Origin of the sequence: Nitratireductor thuwali, from assembly GCF_036621415.1 — a bacterium.
Taxonomy (GTDB): Bacteria; Pseudomonadota; Alphaproteobacteria; order Rhizobiales; family Rhizobiaceae; genus Chelativorans; species Chelativorans thuwali.
The window spans coordinates 779,971-795,061 of sequence record NZ_CP030941.1; the positions used below are offsets into that span (position 1 = coordinate 779,971).

At 64.5% G+C, this 15,091-nt stretch carries 16 protein-coding genes; 9 read left to right on the forward strand and 7 right to left on the reverse strand.

The genetic code is table 11. The annotated features are described in order from the left end of the window. Positions 1 to 2: 2 nt before the first annotated feature. The 3 genes from NTH_RS03710 to NTH_RS03720 form a co-directional block, all read right to left on the reverse strand. Entirely contained in the window at positions 3 to 986 is a 984-nt protein-coding gene (locus NTH_RS03710) for a TRAP transporter substrate-binding protein (protein ID WP_338528743.1), read from the reverse strand. Positions 987 to 1,094: 108 nt separating this feature from the next. Next, entirely contained in the window at positions 1,095 to 2,315 is a 1,221-nt protein-coding gene (locus NTH_RS03715) for an NAD-dependent epimerase/dehydratase family protein (protein WP_338528744.1), read from the reverse strand. 221 nt (positions 2,316 to 2,536) lie between these two features. Beyond that, on the reverse strand, positions 2,537 to 2,863 hold the full coding sequence (locus NTH_RS03720) for a BA14K family protein (protein ID WP_338528745.1): 327 nt from the start codon (positions 2,861 to 2,863) through the stop codon (positions 2,537 to 2,539). Between the two features lie 218 nt (positions 2,864 to 3,081). On the opposite strand from NTH_RS03720, the gene NTH_RS03725 reads away from it, so the two are divergent. Beyond that, positions 3,082 to 3,327 (forward strand): hypothetical protein, encoded by a 246-nt coding sequence (locus NTH_RS03725; protein WP_338528746.1) that lies wholly within the window; start codon positions 3,082 to 3,084, stop codon positions 3,325 to 3,327. A gap of 221 nt (positions 3,328 to 3,548) precedes the next feature. On the opposite strand, the gene NTH_RS03730 is transcribed toward NTH_RS03725, so the two are convergent. Beyond that, the gene (locus tag NTH_RS03730) at positions 3,549 to 3,944 is read right to left on the reverse strand and encodes a hypothetical protein (protein ID WP_338528747.1); all 396 of its coding nucleotides are present in this window, start codon (positions 3,942 to 3,944) and stop codon (positions 3,549 to 3,551) included. 840 nt (positions 3,945 to 4,784) lie between these two features. Between NTH_RS03730 and clpS the strand changes: the two genes are divergently transcribed. From clpS to NTH_RS03750, 4 genes are all read left to right on the forward strand, one after another. Then, on the forward strand, positions 4,785 to 5,090 hold the full coding sequence (clpS, locus tag NTH_RS03735) for an ATP-dependent Clp protease adapter ClpS (protein ID WP_338528748.1): 306 nt from the start codon (positions 4,785 to 4,787) through the stop codon (positions 5,088 to 5,090). A gap of 67 nt (positions 5,091 to 5,157) precedes the next feature. Then, positions 5,158 to 5,529, forward strand: a complete 372-nt coding sequence (locus tag NTH_RS03740; protein WP_338528749.1) for a hypothetical protein — start codon at positions 5,158 to 5,160, stop codon at positions 5,527 to 5,529. Positions 5,530 to 5,801: 272 nt separating this feature from the next. Then, a complete protein-coding gene (locus NTH_RS03745) occupies positions 5,802 to 6,623 on the forward strand; it encodes a DUF3800 domain-containing protein (RefSeq protein ID WP_338528750.1) in 822 nt (273 codons plus the stop codon). A gap of 429 nt (positions 6,624 to 7,052) precedes the next feature. Continuing rightward, positions 7,053 to 7,553 (forward strand): hypothetical protein, encoded by a 501-nt coding sequence (locus NTH_RS03750; RefSeq protein WP_338528751.1) that lies wholly within the window; start codon positions 7,053 to 7,055, stop codon positions 7,551 to 7,553. A 21-nt stretch (positions 7,554 to 7,574) separates the two neighbouring features. Here the strand turns inward: NTH_RS03750 and uvrB are convergent, their stop codons facing one another. Together uvrB and NTH_RS03760 are read right to left on the reverse strand one after the other, a co-directional pair. Further along, entirely contained in the window at positions 7,575 to 10,616 is a 3,042-nt protein-coding gene (gene uvrB / locus NTH_RS03755) for an excinuclease ABC subunit UvrB (RefSeq protein ID WP_338528752.1), read from the reverse strand. A 102-nt stretch (positions 10,617 to 10,718) separates the two neighbouring features. After that, complete coding sequence (locus tag NTH_RS03760; protein ID WP_338528753.1) at positions 10,719 to 11,249, reverse strand: histidine phosphatase family protein; 531 nt, start codon at positions 11,247 to 11,249, stop codon at positions 10,719 to 10,721. A 129-nt stretch (positions 11,250 to 11,378) separates the two neighbouring features. Here NTH_RS03760 and NTH_RS03765 point away from each other — a divergent pair, with 129 nt between their 5' ends. Further along, the gene (locus NTH_RS03765) at positions 11,379 to 11,960 is read left to right on the forward strand and encodes a DUF2239 family protein (RefSeq protein WP_338528754.1); all 582 of its coding nucleotides are present in this window, start codon (positions 11,379 to 11,381) and stop codon (positions 11,958 to 11,960) included. Between the two features lie 103 nt (positions 11,961 to 12,063). Here NTH_RS03765 and NTH_RS03770 read toward each other — a convergent pair whose 3' ends face one another. Continuing rightward, the gene (locus NTH_RS03770) at positions 12,064 to 12,948 is read right to left on the reverse strand and encodes a LysR family transcriptional regulator (protein WP_338528755.1); all 885 of its coding nucleotides are present in this window, start codon (positions 12,946 to 12,948) and stop codon (positions 12,064 to 12,066) included. A 79-nt stretch (positions 12,949 to 13,027) separates the two neighbouring features. Here NTH_RS03770 and NTH_RS03775 point away from each other — a divergent pair, with 79 nt between their 5' ends. From NTH_RS03775 to NTH_RS03785, 3 genes are all read left to right on the forward strand, one after another. Next, on the forward strand, positions 13,028 to 13,690 hold the full coding sequence (locus tag NTH_RS03775) for a class I SAM-dependent methyltransferase (protein ID WP_338528756.1): 663 nt from the start codon (positions 13,028 to 13,030) through the stop codon (positions 13,688 to 13,690). Between the two features lie 161 nt (positions 13,691 to 13,851). Further along, entirely contained in the window at positions 13,852 to 14,517 is a 666-nt protein-coding gene (locus NTH_RS03780; RefSeq protein ID WP_338528757.1) for an NIPSNAP family protein, read from the forward strand. A 301-nt stretch (positions 14,518 to 14,818) separates the two neighbouring features. Continuing rightward, entirely contained in the window at positions 14,819 to 15,031 is a 213-nt protein-coding gene (locus NTH_RS03785; protein WP_265517048.1) for a cold-shock protein, read from the forward strand. Positions 15,032 to 15,091 lie beyond the last annotated feature (60 nt).

The following is a 15,091-nucleotide window of genomic DNA, read 5'->3' on the forward strand; positions in this document are numbered from 1 at the left end:
GATCAGTAATCGTGGTTGATGATGGCGTCGAGGCGGTCCTTGCCGAACCGCTCCGAGTACTTGGCCATCAGCGGCTCCAGCGCCGTTTCGAATGCGGCGCGGTCGACCTCCTCGACCACTTCCATGCCCTGCTCCTTGAGGATTGCCACGCCGTTATCGGCATCCTCGCGCACCTTCTTGCGCATCGCGGCGGCGGCAATCCGTGCCGATTCCGTGAAAGCCGCCTTCTCGTCATCGCTGAGACCGTCCCACACAACGGGCGAAAGGATGATGAGGGCCGGCGAATAGACGTGGTTGGTCAGCGAGATGTGCTTCTGCACCTCGGAGAACTTCGCCGACAGGATGACGCCGATGGGGTTTTCCTGGCCGTCGACGGTGCCCTGCTGGAGCGCGGTGAAGAGCTCGGGGAACGCCATCGGCGTGGGCAGGATGCCGAACTCGCTGAAGGCTTCCATATGCACCGGGTTCTCCATGGTGCGGATCTTCAGCCCTTCGGCGTCGGCCGGCGTTTTGACGGCGCGCTTGGAATTGGTGAGGTTGCGGAAGCCGTTCTCGCCCCAGGCCAGGGCGATCAGCCCCTGCTCGGGAAACTTGTCGAGGATTTCCTGGCCGATCGGTCCATCGAGCACGGCATGGGCATGCTCGTAGTTCTTGAACAGGAACGGGATGTCGGTGATCAGGGTCTCCGGCACGAAATTGCCGACCGGGCCGGTGGAGGTGATGACCACGTCGACCGTGCCGATCTGCGCGCCCTCGACCATCTCACGTTCGCCGCCCAGCGCATTGGCCGGGTACTGCTCGATCGTGTACTTGCCGCCCGTGCGCTTTTCGAGCTCCTCGCCGAAAACGGTGGCGGCGACCCCGTAATGGGACGTTTCGGAAAGCGAATAGCCGACCTTGAGCTCCGCTGCCTGCGCGGCGGCGGCGACCAGTGCCGAGGTGGCGGCTGCGCCGGCGAATGCCAGCGCCTTTGACATGAATGACATGAAGTCCTCCCGGAAATGGAACGCGCCGCCGGCGGATGGCCGACGGCGCTCCTGTTTGAGTCCGTCAGGACGAAACTGTCAACCTCGGGAACGGCATTTTCCGCTGCGTCAGGAAACGCTCTTGAGCCGCTTGCCCTCCGGATCGCGTTCGATGGTCGAGGCGATGTCCTTGGTCCAGGCGGAGACGGAGGGAATGCGGCTGCGGTCGACGCGGTAGGAATATTTCCTTGCAACGTCCACCACCTCGGCAAGCAGTCCCTCTGCGAGCGTCGTCGGGTTGAGGCCGAGTTCCAGGAATTGCTCGTTCCTGACCACGAGGTCGTTTTCCGGCGCTTCCTTGCGCGGATTGGGAAGATAGGCGACCCGGCCGCCGGTCATGCCCGCCACCAGCTCGGCCAGGTCGCGCACCCGGTGCGTCTCGGTCATCTGGTTGAATATCTTGACCTTCTCGCCCCGCTGCGGCGCGGTCTTCAGCGCCAGCTCGATGCAGCGCACCGAATCCTGGATATGGATGAACGCGCGCGTCTGCCCGCCGGTCCCGTGCACGGTGAGCGGATAGCCGATGGCCGCCTGGATGAGGAAGCGGTTGAGCACCGTGCCGTAGTCGCCGTCATAGTCGAAACGGTTGATGAGCTGGTCGTGCAGCCGCGTCTCCCGCGTATGGGTGCCCCAGACGATGCCCTGATGCAGATCGGTGATGCGCAGGCCGTCATTCTTGGCATAGAACTGGAACAGGAGCTGATCCAGGCATTTGGTCATGTGGTAGATGGAGCCCGGATTGGCCGGATAGAGGATTTCCTGCGTCGCCGTCTCGCCCGACAGCGTCTCCACGCCCACCGGCAGATACCCTTCGGGAATGGCTGCGCCGACCGAGGAATAGCCGTAGACGCCCATGGTGCCCAGATGCACCAGATGCGCGTCGAGGCCGATCTCCACCATCGCATTGAGCAGGTTGTGCGTGGCATTGACGTTGTTGTTGACGGTGTAGTTCTTGTGCCGGTCGCTCTTCATCGAATAGGGCGCGGCGCGCTGCTCGGCGAAGTGGACGATGGCGTCCGGCCGGTGCTCGGCGAGCCAGGCCTTGAGGACGTCGTAGTCGCGGGCAAGGTCGATGAGGTGGAAACGGATGCGGCGCCCCGTCTCCTTGTGCCAGATGCGGGTGCGCTCCTGGATGGAATCCATCGGCGTCAGCGACTGCACGCCGAGCTCCGTATCGATCCACCGCCGCGACAGATTGTCGACGATGTGCACCTCGTGCCCTTCGGCGGAAAGATGCAGAGAAGTCGGCCAGCCGACGAAACCGTCTCCGCCCAGTACAGCAATCTTCATTTAGCGAATCCCTTCCAGCAAGACAGCCAACTGCTTATCCGGCATTTGTGACAACAATTCTATGCCGGGCCGATCCTGTTGAGAAGCGGCGGTATCGGGGAAGGTTCCCGCCGTCAACGGAGAAGAGGCCGGCGCCCGTGAGGGCACCGGCCGGCGGTGGCTGCGTTGGGAGGGAAAGGACGGGGTCGGGACGCAGCCAGCGCGTTCAGGACCTCCTTTCGTTACAGGCGGCAGTAATGGCGGTATCCGTCGTAGCCCAGATAGGTGTCGCTGTAGGGATCGTAGGACCGGTAGCGGGCGGCGCATCGGGCCACATGCGCGTTCCAGCCATAGCCGCCGCCCACATGATGGTGGCCGGGGTGGCCGTGGTGGCGGTGGGCGGACCCGACGATCAGGCCGCCGACGATGAGCCCGCCGACCCCGGCGATGGCGGCGGCTTCGGCCGGCGACAGGCCGCCCGCCCGGCTTTCCTGCACCGCGCCGCCGAGGGCGGTGGCGGCAATGGCTGCGGCCAGCAGGCCGGCGGTGATCTTGCTCTTGAAGTTCATGGCGTTTCTCCTTCGGTTTCAGGCATTCGATGACCGTCTGTCGGCCCGGCCGCGAGAAAGGTTCATCCGCTTCGCCATTATTTTTGAAGATTCTTCTTGACGGCCCCTCGCCGCGAATCAAAGCTTCATCGGGCGGCCACATTTGAAAGGCATAATGCAATCCGCTCGGTGGGAGAGGCAGGTTGCCAAGGGCTGCGTGTCGAAGGAAGGAGGCCCCCATGGCCAGGTCTGGAACGAAGAAGCGTACCGTTCTCAAGGCTATGCGCATCGAGAACGGCATTTACGACGAGCGGGACCTCACGGAACTCGCCGGGGCCGTCGATGCGGTCTGCGCCGAACTCGGCATCGAGCGCACCGACGTGGTTGCCCGCGAGCGCGTGGCGGGACGCATGATGCGCTCCTGGGCCGCCGGACGGCGCACGCCGCTCGGCCTCGTGCAGGCGGGCCTCGACGGCACGCCGTGACGTGCAGGACGGGCGCCGCCCCGCAAACCCGGTTGTTTTCGCGCCGGTCCCTTTCGGCCCGGTCCCTTTCGGCCCTGTCATTTCGCCCCGGCCATGCCGGCCGGGCGGGGGAGGCAGCACGGCTCTCATAGCTCCAGGGACGGCCTGAACCCGCCGAAGATCATCCGCTCGCCGCCCGACACATCCTTCCACCCATCGACCGACGCGGGCGCTGCGCCGCGTCATCGCAGCCAGGCGCCGGCGGGCCGGTCTCCATAGCCGAGCATCGCCGCCAGCACGTGATGGCGCTCCGTCTCGCAGCTCCAGGCCAGCGCGAGGGCGAGCCAGGCGGCTTCCAGGCGGGCGAGATCGGCCGCGCTCCATAGCGGCACGCAGGCCTCGCAATCGCCGCCGATCCCGCCCCGGCAATCGCCGGTGCGCCGGCAACGCCGGTCGGGGCAGCGCGACGGCAGGTCCATGTCGCCGGCAAGCACGCGGAACATCACATTCATCTGCGCGCGCGGCCATGGCGGCGGCGCGAACAGGTCGTCCGGCGACTTCACGGGCGATGGCTCGGTCTCGAGCGCCTCCCCGAGCCTTTTCACCATTTCGCGCAGCCGCGGGTCGATCTTGTCCATCTCGTTCTCCTTTGGTTGAAGCTGGTTTCGTTGAAATCGGGCGGATGCCGCCAAGGGGCCATGCGGGGGCGCACTTCATCGCCGCCACGCCCGCTTTCGCGTCTGGCCATTGATCCCTTCGACAGGGGTGGGAAGCGGGGCGCGTTGTCCGTGCCTCTCTGTGTAGTTTATGTGGCGCGATCAACGCGCCCCGCCGGCCGCTGTCCTGCATGACCGGTCAAGGAAGGTTCCCATTGCCCTTTTGGGGCGCCCAGGCTCGTCACTGAGACGCCTGGACCGAACCTCCCGCGGCTTCTCCGCGCCCTGCGTCCTTCGACACGCTCAGGACACAGGACTCCGGCCTGCTGCAGGCCCTCACATGCCTCCGGTACCGACCCGGAGGGGGAGGCTGCCGCCGCCCTCCCTGATCCCCGGTCCGGACCCGGTTCCCGCAAGGGCGATGGGGAGCATGATAAGGCAGGCCGGGCGGGTGGGGATAAACCGGCGGGAAGAAAATCGGAAAGGCGTGGCAGGACAAGGGCTTGGCCGGAACGGGGGGCGTTTTCCGTCCACGGGGCGGGTGGCTTTATGGGAATACCGGTGGCCGCCGCTGCCGTTCCGGCATGGATCCTCGGGTCAAGCCCGAGGATGACGAATGGCAGGAGGGATGGCGGCAAAACGCGGACGCCGGCGATTGGCAAGCCCCTCTCCTTCTCGTCATGCTCGGGCTTGACCCGAGGATCCATGCCGGAACGGTGCGGACGCGCGCGGCGGTATCCGCCAGCCCTTATGGACGCGAGCGGATCGCCGTGCCAAAATCGGGCCCGCGCATCAGCCGCCCGCCCGGAAAGGGATTTCCCGATGAGCGACACCGGAACGAAACGGCGCGTGAAGACCCGGCCCAAGGTCGAGCGCCCGCGCCTGCACAAGGTCATTCTGATCAATGACGATTTCACGCCGCGCGACTTTGTCGTGACGGTGCTGAAGGGGGAGTTCCGGCTCTCCGAGGACCAGGCCTACCGCGTCATGATCACCGCCCACCGGCGCGGCGCGTGCGTGGTGGCGGTGTTTCCGAAGGACGTGGCGGAGACCAAGGCGACGCGGGCAACGGATGCCGGGCGGTCGCAGGGGTATCCGCTCAGGTTTGAGACGGAGCCGGAGGAGTGAGGGGGCGGCGGGCCTTGAAGGTCCTTGCATGCGTCTGGGGACGACCATCGCAGAGATGGACAGTTGATTGAAAAGGGATAACCCTCAACTGCTGGCGGTTGCATATTCGACAAACCAGTATGCCGTGGTAGGCTTCCCTTGGGTTAAGGGAGGGTTTGAGCGGTTTCTCTCCACAGGCCTTCCAGCGCTGGCCGCCTTCATTGGGCTGATCTCGATCTATCTGCAGCACATGTCGATTGAACTGCAAAAAGAAGGTTTGGAATTACAAAAGCAGAGCTTAGACCTACAGCGGCAAGACAGCAGCGCATCCGGCGATTTTTACCGAGATGCACTCAGATTGCTAGACGACCAAAAAAATCCCGTTCATCACAGGACCAGAGTCGTGTTCACTATAAGGGTAACCGCGCAACTGAGACAAAGCCCGGCAAGAAACCGGTGACGATCAAAAGCGCATCGAAACGCCGCGTTGAGGTCAACAAGAAGCGCCGAGATGCGCTCAGGGATCGGCGGCGCATGTTCCCGAGACGCAACCACCGCAAGCCCTCATCATAGCTTATTTGTCGAAGCTCTCAGGCTCATCTGACGGTGCTTTTGCCCCGTTCTCCATGATCTAGTCAAAGACTTCCTCGGACTGGTTTGTTTCCAGTACGCGGACTGCTTTGCGGAACTTATCTGCTTGACTCCTAGACCTTTCCGAGATTCCCATCGCTAATGCCTTGTCAATTCTTTGCCTATGTCGATGAAGCCGGGGATGAAGGTTTCGGAAAGCTGCGAAATCCTGGGACCACAGGACAGTCACGCTGGCTTGGCCTTGGTGCGGTCATCGTTACGAGTGAAAACGACCGTCTTATGCCGTCATGGCGCGATGAAATTATATCCCTGTTTCCTCAAAAGAAGAACCGCCGCGATCTGCACTTCAAGCATCTAAACCACAATCAGAGAGTTGCAGCATGCAATCTCTTGCGCGGGAAGCCATTGGGCATCTGTGTGGTTGCTTCGAACAAGGAGACGATCCTTGATAGTGAGGAAATATCGGTCTTTAAGCGGAAGCAGCATTTGTATAATTATCTCGTTCGCTTCCTGCTTGAGCGCCTCACAGCGGCTTGCGCGGAAAAGGCGCGCATTAATCGGAACGGACCGGCCAGCCTATTCGCAACGTTCTCTCGCCGCGCCGGGACCGACTATCAGAACATGCGCGAGTATTTCGAATTGATGCGAGACGGACGCGAGGTGATCCGTCCGGTGCGTTCGATAAACTGGGATATTTTTAATCCGGCCAATATTCGCGTGGAGAACCACGCCGTGCGTGCCGGTCTCCAGATTGCCGACGTCGCTACAAGCGCAACGTGCTGCGGATTGGAGCCCAACGAATTTGGGCACGTCGAACCACGCTATGCGCTGTCGATGAGAGATCGTTACCTAAAACACCGAAGCGCCATTTTGAACTGCGGCTTGACACTCATTCCACCATTAAACCGCTGCCCTCTCAACGACGAGCAACGATTGTTCATTCAAAACCTGATAAGAAGATGACAGGCCCCCGGCCCCCTGGTGCACATCGCAAAGGATGCTGCTGCCTATTGGCAACTCGGGGTAGCTCCGGCGCTTGCCTGCCACTGATAATATGGCATAGGCACAGTCTCTTTTCAAGGGAAAGTTGGAAAAAGATATTGTGTTTCAAAGCCTTACCTAACCCGTTGAACGGAATCACATTTTTCCGCTCATTCTTTCTATAGCGGATGCTGCAACTGAACAGGCTTACGGCAGTGGTCATCCTGGACTTCATGTCTGCGGTAGGTGAGTCGGCGCTCTTTGAAGGCCACCAGCATCCTAGCCGGGCGGCAAATCGCTTTCTCTCCCGCAAGGCGAGAGATAAGGCGCTGCGGCCTGCCGGGAATGACGGTGCGTCGGTTGGGCGGGTTCGCTATGCTGCTGGCGCTGAAAACGGCTGGGATGGCGGGCATGAGATGGGTCGAGGTGAATGACCGGATGCAGCGGGGCTACCGCTATGTTCTGAGCGCGCCGGCCGGCTGCGATTTCCACGAGGGGTTCCGGCCCGAGCTGACGCCGGCGGAGATGCTGGCGCTCGGCGTTTTCTGCGGCAAATACATGACGGACTGCCGGGACGAGTTTCCCGCCGAATGGTTCGAGAACGCCAGGCTCTCGGCGCGGCGGGACTGCCGGCTCAACTTCTTCGGCGTCGATGCCAGCCAGAAGCTGAGCGTGTGGCGGGAGAAGGGCTGGATCCACCCGGACGATCCGCGCGGCTGGTTCCAGTGGTACTGCCGCTATTTCCTCGGCCGGCGCATGCAAGGCGAGGACGAGCGGCAGATCGGGCGGTGGAAGGCCATGAAGCGGCATATGGCGCAGCTTCGCCGCAATTGCGAGCCGGAGGACTGGCAATGCCGGCCGCGCCAGCGCCAGGCGCTGCTGCAGTGGGCCTATGACAGCCGAAGCTTCTGAGCGCCGCGCGGAGCCGCCGGTTCAGCGCCCCGGCCTGCCCGTCTTCTTCGACCGCCGGCCGCGCTGGCGCTCGTCCTCGGGGTTCTCATAGGAGCCGGTGCCGACCTTGCCGCGGCGGACAGGTTTGGCGTCGTCGGAGGAGTCGCGCCCCTTCGCACCCCCCTCTGCCCTGCCGGAGCCCGGCGCTCCGCTATGGCTCCGCGCGTTCGTCGCTGGAAAAGCCGAATCGTCGGCTTTTCCTCGGCCTTCGACCGACCGCTTCTCACCCCCCTCAAGGGGGGAGATTGGCCGCTTCGAGGGCGGGGTCTTGCCCACCGGTTTTTCCGTACGGCCGACGGTCATCTCGTCGAGATCGTTCTTGCGGAACAGCGACTTTTCCCTGCCGGCGGGCACGGCGTGGGCGCCCGAGGTGCCCATGGCGTCGAGATGGGGCTTGGCGAAGAGGCCGGAGGTGCCCTGCCCCTTCGTGCCCTGCCCCTTCGCACCCCCCTCTGCCCTGCCGGGCATCTCCCCCTCAAGGGGGGAGATCGGACGGCCGCCTGAACCCTGCCCCGGCCGGCCGCCGGGCTTACCCTTTTTGGCCGCCTCACGGCGGCTTTTCCGGGTGTTTTCCACGCCGACGTCGCGGGCCAGCGGGTCGTCCATGATGGCGAGCTCGGTTTCCTTGAGGCGCTTGATCTCGTCGCGCAGGCGGGCGGCTTCCTCGAAGTCGAGATCGGCGGCGGCGTCGCGCATCGCCTTTTCGAGATGTTCGAGATGGGCGGCCAGGTTGTTGCCGACGAGGTTGTTGAGGTCGCCGCCCCTGGGGCCGGCGATGTCGGCGCGCACATGGTCGCGCTCGTAGACGGAGCCGAGGATGTCGCCGATATTCTTCTTGATGCTCTCCGGCGTGATGCCGTTGGCGGTGTTGTAGGCGAGCTGCTTTTCGCGGCGGCGGTCTGTCTCTTCCATGGCGCGGGCCATGGAGCCGGTGATGCGGTCGGCATAGAGGATGACCTTGCCGTCGATATTGCGCGCGGCGCGGCCGATGGTCTGGACCAGCGAGGTCTCCGAGCGCAGGAAGCCTTCCTTGTCGGCGTCGAGAATGGCGACGAGGCCGCATTCGGGAATGTCGAGGCCCTCGCGCAGAAGGTTGATGCCGATCAGCACGTCGAAGGCGCCGAGGCGCAGATCGCGGATGATCTCGATCCGCTCGAGGGTGTCGATGTCCGAGTGCATGTAGCGCACGCGCACGCCCTGCTCGTGCAGATATTCCGTCAGGTCCTCCGCCATGCGCTTGGTGAGCACGGTGACGAGGGTGCGGTAGCCGGCCTTGGCGGTGGCGCGGATCTCGCCGAGGACATCGTCCACCTGCGCCTTGGCGGGGCGCACCTCGACCGGGGGATCGATGAGGCCGGTGGGGCGGATGACCTGCTCGGCGAAGACGCCGCCCGACTGCCCCATCTCCCATGAGCCGGGGGTGGCCGAGACGCAGATGGTGGCGGGGCGCATGGCGTCCCACTCCTCGAAGCGCAGGGGGCGGTTGTCCATGCAGGACGGCAGGCGGAAGCCGTATTCGGCCAGCGTCGCCTTGCGGCGGAAGTCGCCGCGATACATGGCGCCGATCTGCGGGATGGTGACGTGGCTCTCGTCGACGAAGACGAGCGCGTTGTCGGGGATATATTCGAACAGGGTCGGCGGCGGCTCGCCGGGGGCGCGGCCGGTCAGGTACCGCGAATAGTTCTCAATGCCGGCGCAGGAGCCGGTGGCCTCCAGCATTTCGAGGTCGAAGCGGGTGCGCTGTTCGAGGCGCTGGGCTTCCAGGAGGCGGCCGGCTTTTTCGAGCTCGGCGAGGCGGTGCTTGAGCTCCTCCTTGATCTGCCTGGTGGCCTGGTTGAGCGTCGGGCGCGGGGTGACGTAGTGCGAGTTGGCGTAGATCTTCACCGATTTGAGGTCGTCGGTCTTCTTGCCGGTCAGCGGGTCGAACTCGGTGATGCTTTCGATCTCGTCGCCGAAGAGAGAGATGCGCCAGGCGCGGTCTTCAAGGTGCGCCGGGAAGATCTCGATCGTGTCGCCGCGCACGCGGAAGGAGCCGCGCACGAAATTGACGTCCTGGCGCTTGTATTGCTGGGCGACGAGGTCGGCCAGGAGCTGGCGCTGGTCGAGCCGGTCGCCGATCTCCATCTGGAAGGTCATCGCCGTGTAGGTCTCGACCGAGCCGATACCGTAGATGCAGGAGACCGAGGCGACGATGATGACGTCGTCGCGCTCGAGCAGCGAGCGCGTGGCCGAATGGCGCATGCGGTCGATCTGCTCGTTTATCGAGGATTCTTTTTCGATGTAAGTGTCGGAGCGCGGGACATAGGCCTCCGGCTGGTAATAATCGTAATAGGAGACGAAATACTCGACCGCATTGTCCGGGAAGAACGACTTGAACTCGCCATAGAGCTGGGCGGCCAGCGTCTTGTTGGGGGCGAGGACGATGGCCGGGCGCTGGGTCTCCTCGATCACCTTGGCCATGGTGAAGGTCTTGCCCGAGCCGGTGACGCCGAGAAGGACCTGCGTGCGCTCCTCCTCGTTGGCGCCGGCGACGAGCTCGGCGATCGCCGTCGGCTGGTCGCCGGCCGGCTTGAACTCCGTCGACATCCTCAGCGGGATGCCGCCCTCGGATTTGTCGGGGCGCGGCGGGCGATGGGGCACCCAGGTGCTGACCACATTGGGATCGCCGCCCTCGATCAGCCGCGAGAGCGCGGCCACCGTGGCGGTGACGCCGCCCGACGCCAGGCCCTCGGCTTCTTCCAGCGAGACATCGAGCCCGGCCACCGGGTTGAGGCCGGCGGCGGCGCGCTCCCGGGCCGAGGCGGCGCCGCCCATGGACGTGCCGCGCGCCGTCTTCGACGCCTCGGCCGAGCGCGGCGGGATCTTCGATTTCTTCGGCTTGGCAGGCTCTTGGGCGGGCTCCCGCGCCTCGCGCGAAACCTGCTCCGCCCAGTCGGCGACCGAACCGGACAGGGGCTCGCCCGTCAGCTCGGGCTGGGGGGCTTCGGCGAAGCCGCCATTGTTCTTTCGCGAGGAATTGGCCATCGGCGGAATATGGAACCTCGCGCGCCTGATGGGAAGGGGGGGCGGAGGCAGGAAGTTGCGCCCGGCGCGCTCTGCTGACAGGAGGCTGTCAGGAAGGCGCCGTCAATCCCGGGCGCTGGCCACCGCCCTGGGACGCAGGAAATGCGTCAGCCTGGCCGCGGCGGGGCCGGCGCCGGCCCATCCGGCAGGAAGCTCGAAGCGGGCGAGCGCGGCGGTCGGGAACTTGGCGCGCATCGCCGTCAGCGCTTCTGCGTCGGAGCCCGGCCCGGCCAGCCCGCGCGCCAGCTCCTCCATGCCGGGATTGTGGCCGACCAGCATGAGGCGCGAGGTCTTCGCCGGGACGGCGCGGACGACGGCGAGCATCCGGTCGGCCGAGGCCATGTAGAGCGCCTCGTCGTATTGCGGGCGCGGCGCCGCCCCGTCCAGTTCCGCCGCGACCCGGCGCCAGGTCTGGCGCGTGCGCAGCGCCGCCGACACGACGGCATGATCGGGCAGCCAACCGCGCGCGGCGATCTCCGCGCCCATGCGCGATGCCGCCTTGCGCCCGCGCGGCGCCAGCGGCCGGTCGAAATCGTCAAGCGAAGGATCGTCCCAGCTCGACTTGCCGTGCCGCATCAGGATCAGTTCGCGCAATCCCGCCTCCTTCATCACTCTCCGCCGTTAGCACATAGGGGCCGGCTGGGTAAACGCATGTTATTACCCGGGTGATATTGACTCATCTTTTACCCGGATATAAATGCGCTGGCCAATGGAGTGCGATCAATGGATGTGGAAACAGCCGGCTTTACGGCCTTCGACGGCGAGCGCTGTGTTGCGCAAGGGGCCAAGCGCGATGTCGCGCTGAAGCTGAAACGCGACGGCAGAACCGAGAACGTGCTGATATTCGACGACGCCACGGGACGTCAGGTCGATTTCGACCTGACGGGAAGCGAAGCGGAGATGCTCGCCCGGCTCGACCTGCCGGAAGCGGCGCCCCCTGCCCGCATGGCCTCGCCGGTGCGCGGTCCGGGCCGGCCGAAACTCGGCGTCGTTGCCCGTGAAGTGACGCTGCTGCCCCGCCACTGGGACTGGCTCGCCGGTCAGCCGGGCGGCGCATCGGCCGCGTTGCGCAGGCTGGTGGACGCGGCCCGCGCGGCCAATGGCGACCGCGACCGTGCGCGCAAGGCCGCCGCGGCGGCCGACCGCTTCATGCTGGCGATGCTGGGCGACAAGCCGGGTTACGAGGAGGCAGCGCGTGCGCTGTATGCGGGCGACGGCGCGGCTTTCGGCAAACGGATCGCCGAATGGCCGGGCGATCTGCGGGCCTATGTGCAAAGGCTGGCCGAACCGGCTTTCGCCCGTTAGAGCGCCGTGCGTCCCTTTTGGACACACGGCGCTCCAACAGTTTGAATCTACGCATCGTGCTTTCCGAAAATCGATTCCGATTTTCGGGCCGATGCTGTAGCTCTCAACGCAGCACCTGCGCCAGTATGTCGAAAACGAGCCTGATGCGCTTGCTGGTGTGGAGCTCGCGGTGGGTGGTGAGCCAGACCGGCACGGGAAACGGTTGGAAATCCGGCAGCACGCATTCCACGCCCGGCAGCATCCGGCTCGTCTCGCGCGTCATGACGCCGACGCCGAGACCGTGCTTCACCAGCTCGCACATGGCGATGCCATTGTCGGTGACGACCTTGAACTGGCTGCGGTCGATCGGCAGGCCCATGCCGTTGAGGACGGAGCGAACCCGGTCCACGGGCGCGAAGCCGACAAAGGGGAACTCCCGCAAATCGTCGACCGTGGACGGGCGGCCCAGCCGGTCCAGCAGGCTGGCGGCGGCATAAAGATGGGCGGTCGTCTCCCCCAACAGGCGCGCCACCAGGTCTCCCTCCTGCGGGCGGACATGGCGAATGGCGATGTCCGCCTCGCGCCTTCGCAAATCCTGAATCTGATTGGAGACCACCAGGTCGATCTCGATCCCGGGCGCCTCCTCGGCAATGCGCTTGATGGCCTCGGGCAGCCGAAAGGCCGACATGACATCCGTCGCGGTGATGCTCACGCGCCCGCTGACGGCCTGCGAACGGCCGGAGGCGGCAAGCGAGATCTGCAGCGCGGCATCGCCCATCGCGCGAAAATGGTCGAGCAGGTCCAGCCCCGGCTCGGTAAGCCTCAATGTGCGGCCAACGCGCTGAAAGAGCAGGACGCCGAGACCGGATTCGAGCGCGGCCACCTGCCGGCTCAGCGTGGGCTGGGTGAGCCCCAGGGCACGCGCCGCAGCCGAAAAGGAGCCCGCTTCCGCCGTCGCCAGAAAGGCGCGGGCCTGATTCCAATCGAAGGAGATGTTCTGCCAGTTCATGCAAATTCGTATGAAGCTAATGCCGATTTCGGCAGTTTATATCGAAAGTTTGCATAGCTACAATCAGCGGACGAGCAATGTGGCAGCGGCCGATGGCCAGGGCGAGGCAATGATGATGACGAATACGGATGCGGCTTTCTGGGACCGGACCGCCAGGCGCTACGCCAAAAGGCCGGTCAAGGACCAGGCCGCCTACGAAACGACGCTCGAGCGGACCCGCTCCTACCTTTCCAGCGAGGACCGGGTCCTGGAACTGGGCTGCGGCACGGGGACGACGGCGCTGCTGCTTTCGAACGCGGCGCGCCGCATCACGGCCACCGACATTTCCGAGGCCATGCTGGCCATCGGCAGGGAGAAGGCCGCCCGGCAGAATGTGGGCAATGTGGATTTCGAACGGGCCACGCCCTTCGACGCGCCATTCGCAGAAGCGTCCTTCGACGCGGCGCTGGCTTTCAACCTGCTGCACCTGATCGGGGACGTACCGACGGCTGTGGAGCGGATCGGCAGGCTGGTGAGGCCGGGCGGCCATTTCATCTCCAAGACGCCCTGCCTCGCCGGGCAGGGCTTTGCGATCCGCGCGCTGATCGGCTTTCTCCAACGCATCGGGAAGGCACCCTATGTGAATTTTCTTTCCACGGAGGGGCTGGAGCGGACGATCGCTGCTGCAGGTTTCGAGATAATCGAGACGGGAGATTTTCCCCGTAAGCCGCCGGCCCATTTCATCGTCGCCAGGAAAATCTGAAGGAGCCGCAAAGCACCGGCACCGCCCCGGCCTGCACGGCTGGTCTGCGAATGGAGGGCAATTGCCACGCCGGGAACAGCTGCAACTATGCGGCGCTCCTGACAGGATGCTGGCAGCAGGCACGGCTTAGAACGGGCTCAACGTCCTGAATCGGAGAGAAAATGAGCCAGTCTTCGCCGTCCACGCCCTTCACAGAAGTTCTTTCTCCGCCCTTCCAACCGATCGTCGAGCTTCGCCGCTATCGTTTGCATCCGGACCGGAGAGAAGATCTCATCGACCTGTTCGAGCGGGAGTTCATTGAATCCCAGGAGGCCTGCGGCATGTCCGTGCTCGGTCATTTCCGCGACCTCGACCGGCCGGACGATTTCGTCTGGCTCAGGGGCTTTGCCGGTACGGAGAAGCGCGCCGAGGCGCTTGCGGCCTTCTATGACGGCCCCGTCTGGGCTGCACACAAGGATGCTGCCAATGCGACGATGGAATCTTCCGACGACGTCCACTTGCTGCACCCCTGCGGCACCGGTCCCGGCTTCGATTTCGCCGGCACCGTCCGTCCCAAGCCCCTGCTTGTCGAGGCGGGCGCAGCCCCCATGGGCAGTTTTGCCACGCTGGACGTGCCGAACAACTATCCGCGCCTGCCCGTGCGCACCGACAAGGCGTTTATCTGGATAAACCGATTCGAGGATGCCGGGCGGCACGAAGCGTTTCGGAGCGCGTTGTCGCGCTCCGGCTTCTGGAATCTTTTAGGCGCGACCCGAGCGAAAGGCGCATCCGCCATCGAGGCTATGGAACTTCGGCTGGAGCCCGCCACTCGGTCGCTTCTGCGTTAGGGTCAGGACGTGTTGCCAGCGACAACTGCAGAGCCAGGCACAGGCAGCGAACCCGCCTACCCTACCCGCCGAAGCACGATGCCATCACAGGCCGAACGAAACGTCCCGTGATGGCATCGTACTAGCTTGTGCAATGCTCTTTTTCATGCGATATAAATAGTGCGCTCGGGTGGTTGCAGACCCGGAGACTGGAAGCGTTTGATTTGGACGACCCCTTTCCCCGACTTGTTAAGCTCTCGACGACGGCGAAGCTGTGCACGTTGCGCAGACGCCTGCTCTCCAACGGGAAAAGGAGTTTCCCATGGCCCAGACCGGCACCGTAAAATTCTTCAACGCCACCAAAGGCTTTGGCTTCATCACGCCCGATGACGGCGCGAAGGACGTTTTCGTCCACATTTCCGCAGTCGAGGGTTCGGGCATGCGCACGCTCGTCGACGGCCAGAAGGTTTCCTTCGACGTCGAGCCCGACCGCATGGGCAAAGGCCCGAAGGCCGTGAACCTTTCCGCCGCCTGAACCAGGCAGCAATCGAATTTCAAGGGCGCGGCAGGCAACTGCGGCGCCCTTTTTCTTTGG

Coding starts and splice junctions, on each gene's coding strand:
- NTH_RS03710 (WP_338528743.1), bottom strand. CDS start 986: ATGTCATTCATGTCAAAGGCGCTGGCATTCGCCGGCGCAGCCGCCACC.
- NTH_RS03715 (WP_338528744.1), bottom strand. CDS start 2,315: ATGAAGATTGCTGTACTGGGCGGAGACGGTTTCGTCGGCTGGCCGACT.
- NTH_RS03720 (WP_338528745.1), bottom strand. CDS start 2,863: ATGAACTTCAAGAGCAAGATCACCGCCGGCCTGCTGGCCGCAGCCATT.
- NTH_RS03725 (WP_338528746.1), top strand. CDS start 3,082: ATGGCCAGGTCTGGAACGAAGAAGCGTACCGTTCTCAAGGCTATGCGC.
- NTH_RS03730 (WP_338528747.1), bottom strand. CDS start 3,944: ATGGACAAGATCGACCCGCGGCTGCGCGAAATGGTGAAAAGGCTCGGG.
- clpS (WP_338528748.1), top strand. CDS start 4,785: ATGAGCGACACCGGAACGAAACGGCGCGTGAAGACCCGGCCCAAGGTC.
- NTH_RS03745 (WP_338528750.1), top strand. CDS start 5,802: ATGCCTTGTCAATTCTTTGCCTATGTCGATGAAGCCGGGGATGAAGGT.
- NTH_RS03750 (WP_338528751.1), top strand. CDS start 7,053: ATGAGATGGGTCGAGGTGAATGACCGGATGCAGCGGGGCTACCGCTAT.
- uvrB (WP_338528752.1), bottom strand. CDS start 10,616: ATGGCCAATTCCTCGCGAAAGAACAATGGCGGCTTCGCCGAAGCCCCC.
- NTH_RS03765 (WP_338528754.1), top strand. CDS start 11,379: ATGGATGTGGAAACAGCCGGCTTTACGGCCTTCGACGGCGAGCGCTGT.
- NTH_RS03770 (WP_338528755.1), bottom strand. CDS start 12,948: ATGAACTGGCAGAACATCTCCTTCGATTGGAATCAGGCCCGCGCCTTT.
- NTH_RS03780 (WP_338528757.1), top strand. CDS start 13,852: ATGAGCCAGTCTTCGCCGTCCACGCCCTTCACAGAAGTTCTTTCTCCG.
- NTH_RS03785 (WP_265517048.1), top strand. CDS start 14,819: ATGGCCCAGACCGGCACCGTAAAATTCTTCAACGCCACCAAAGGCTTT.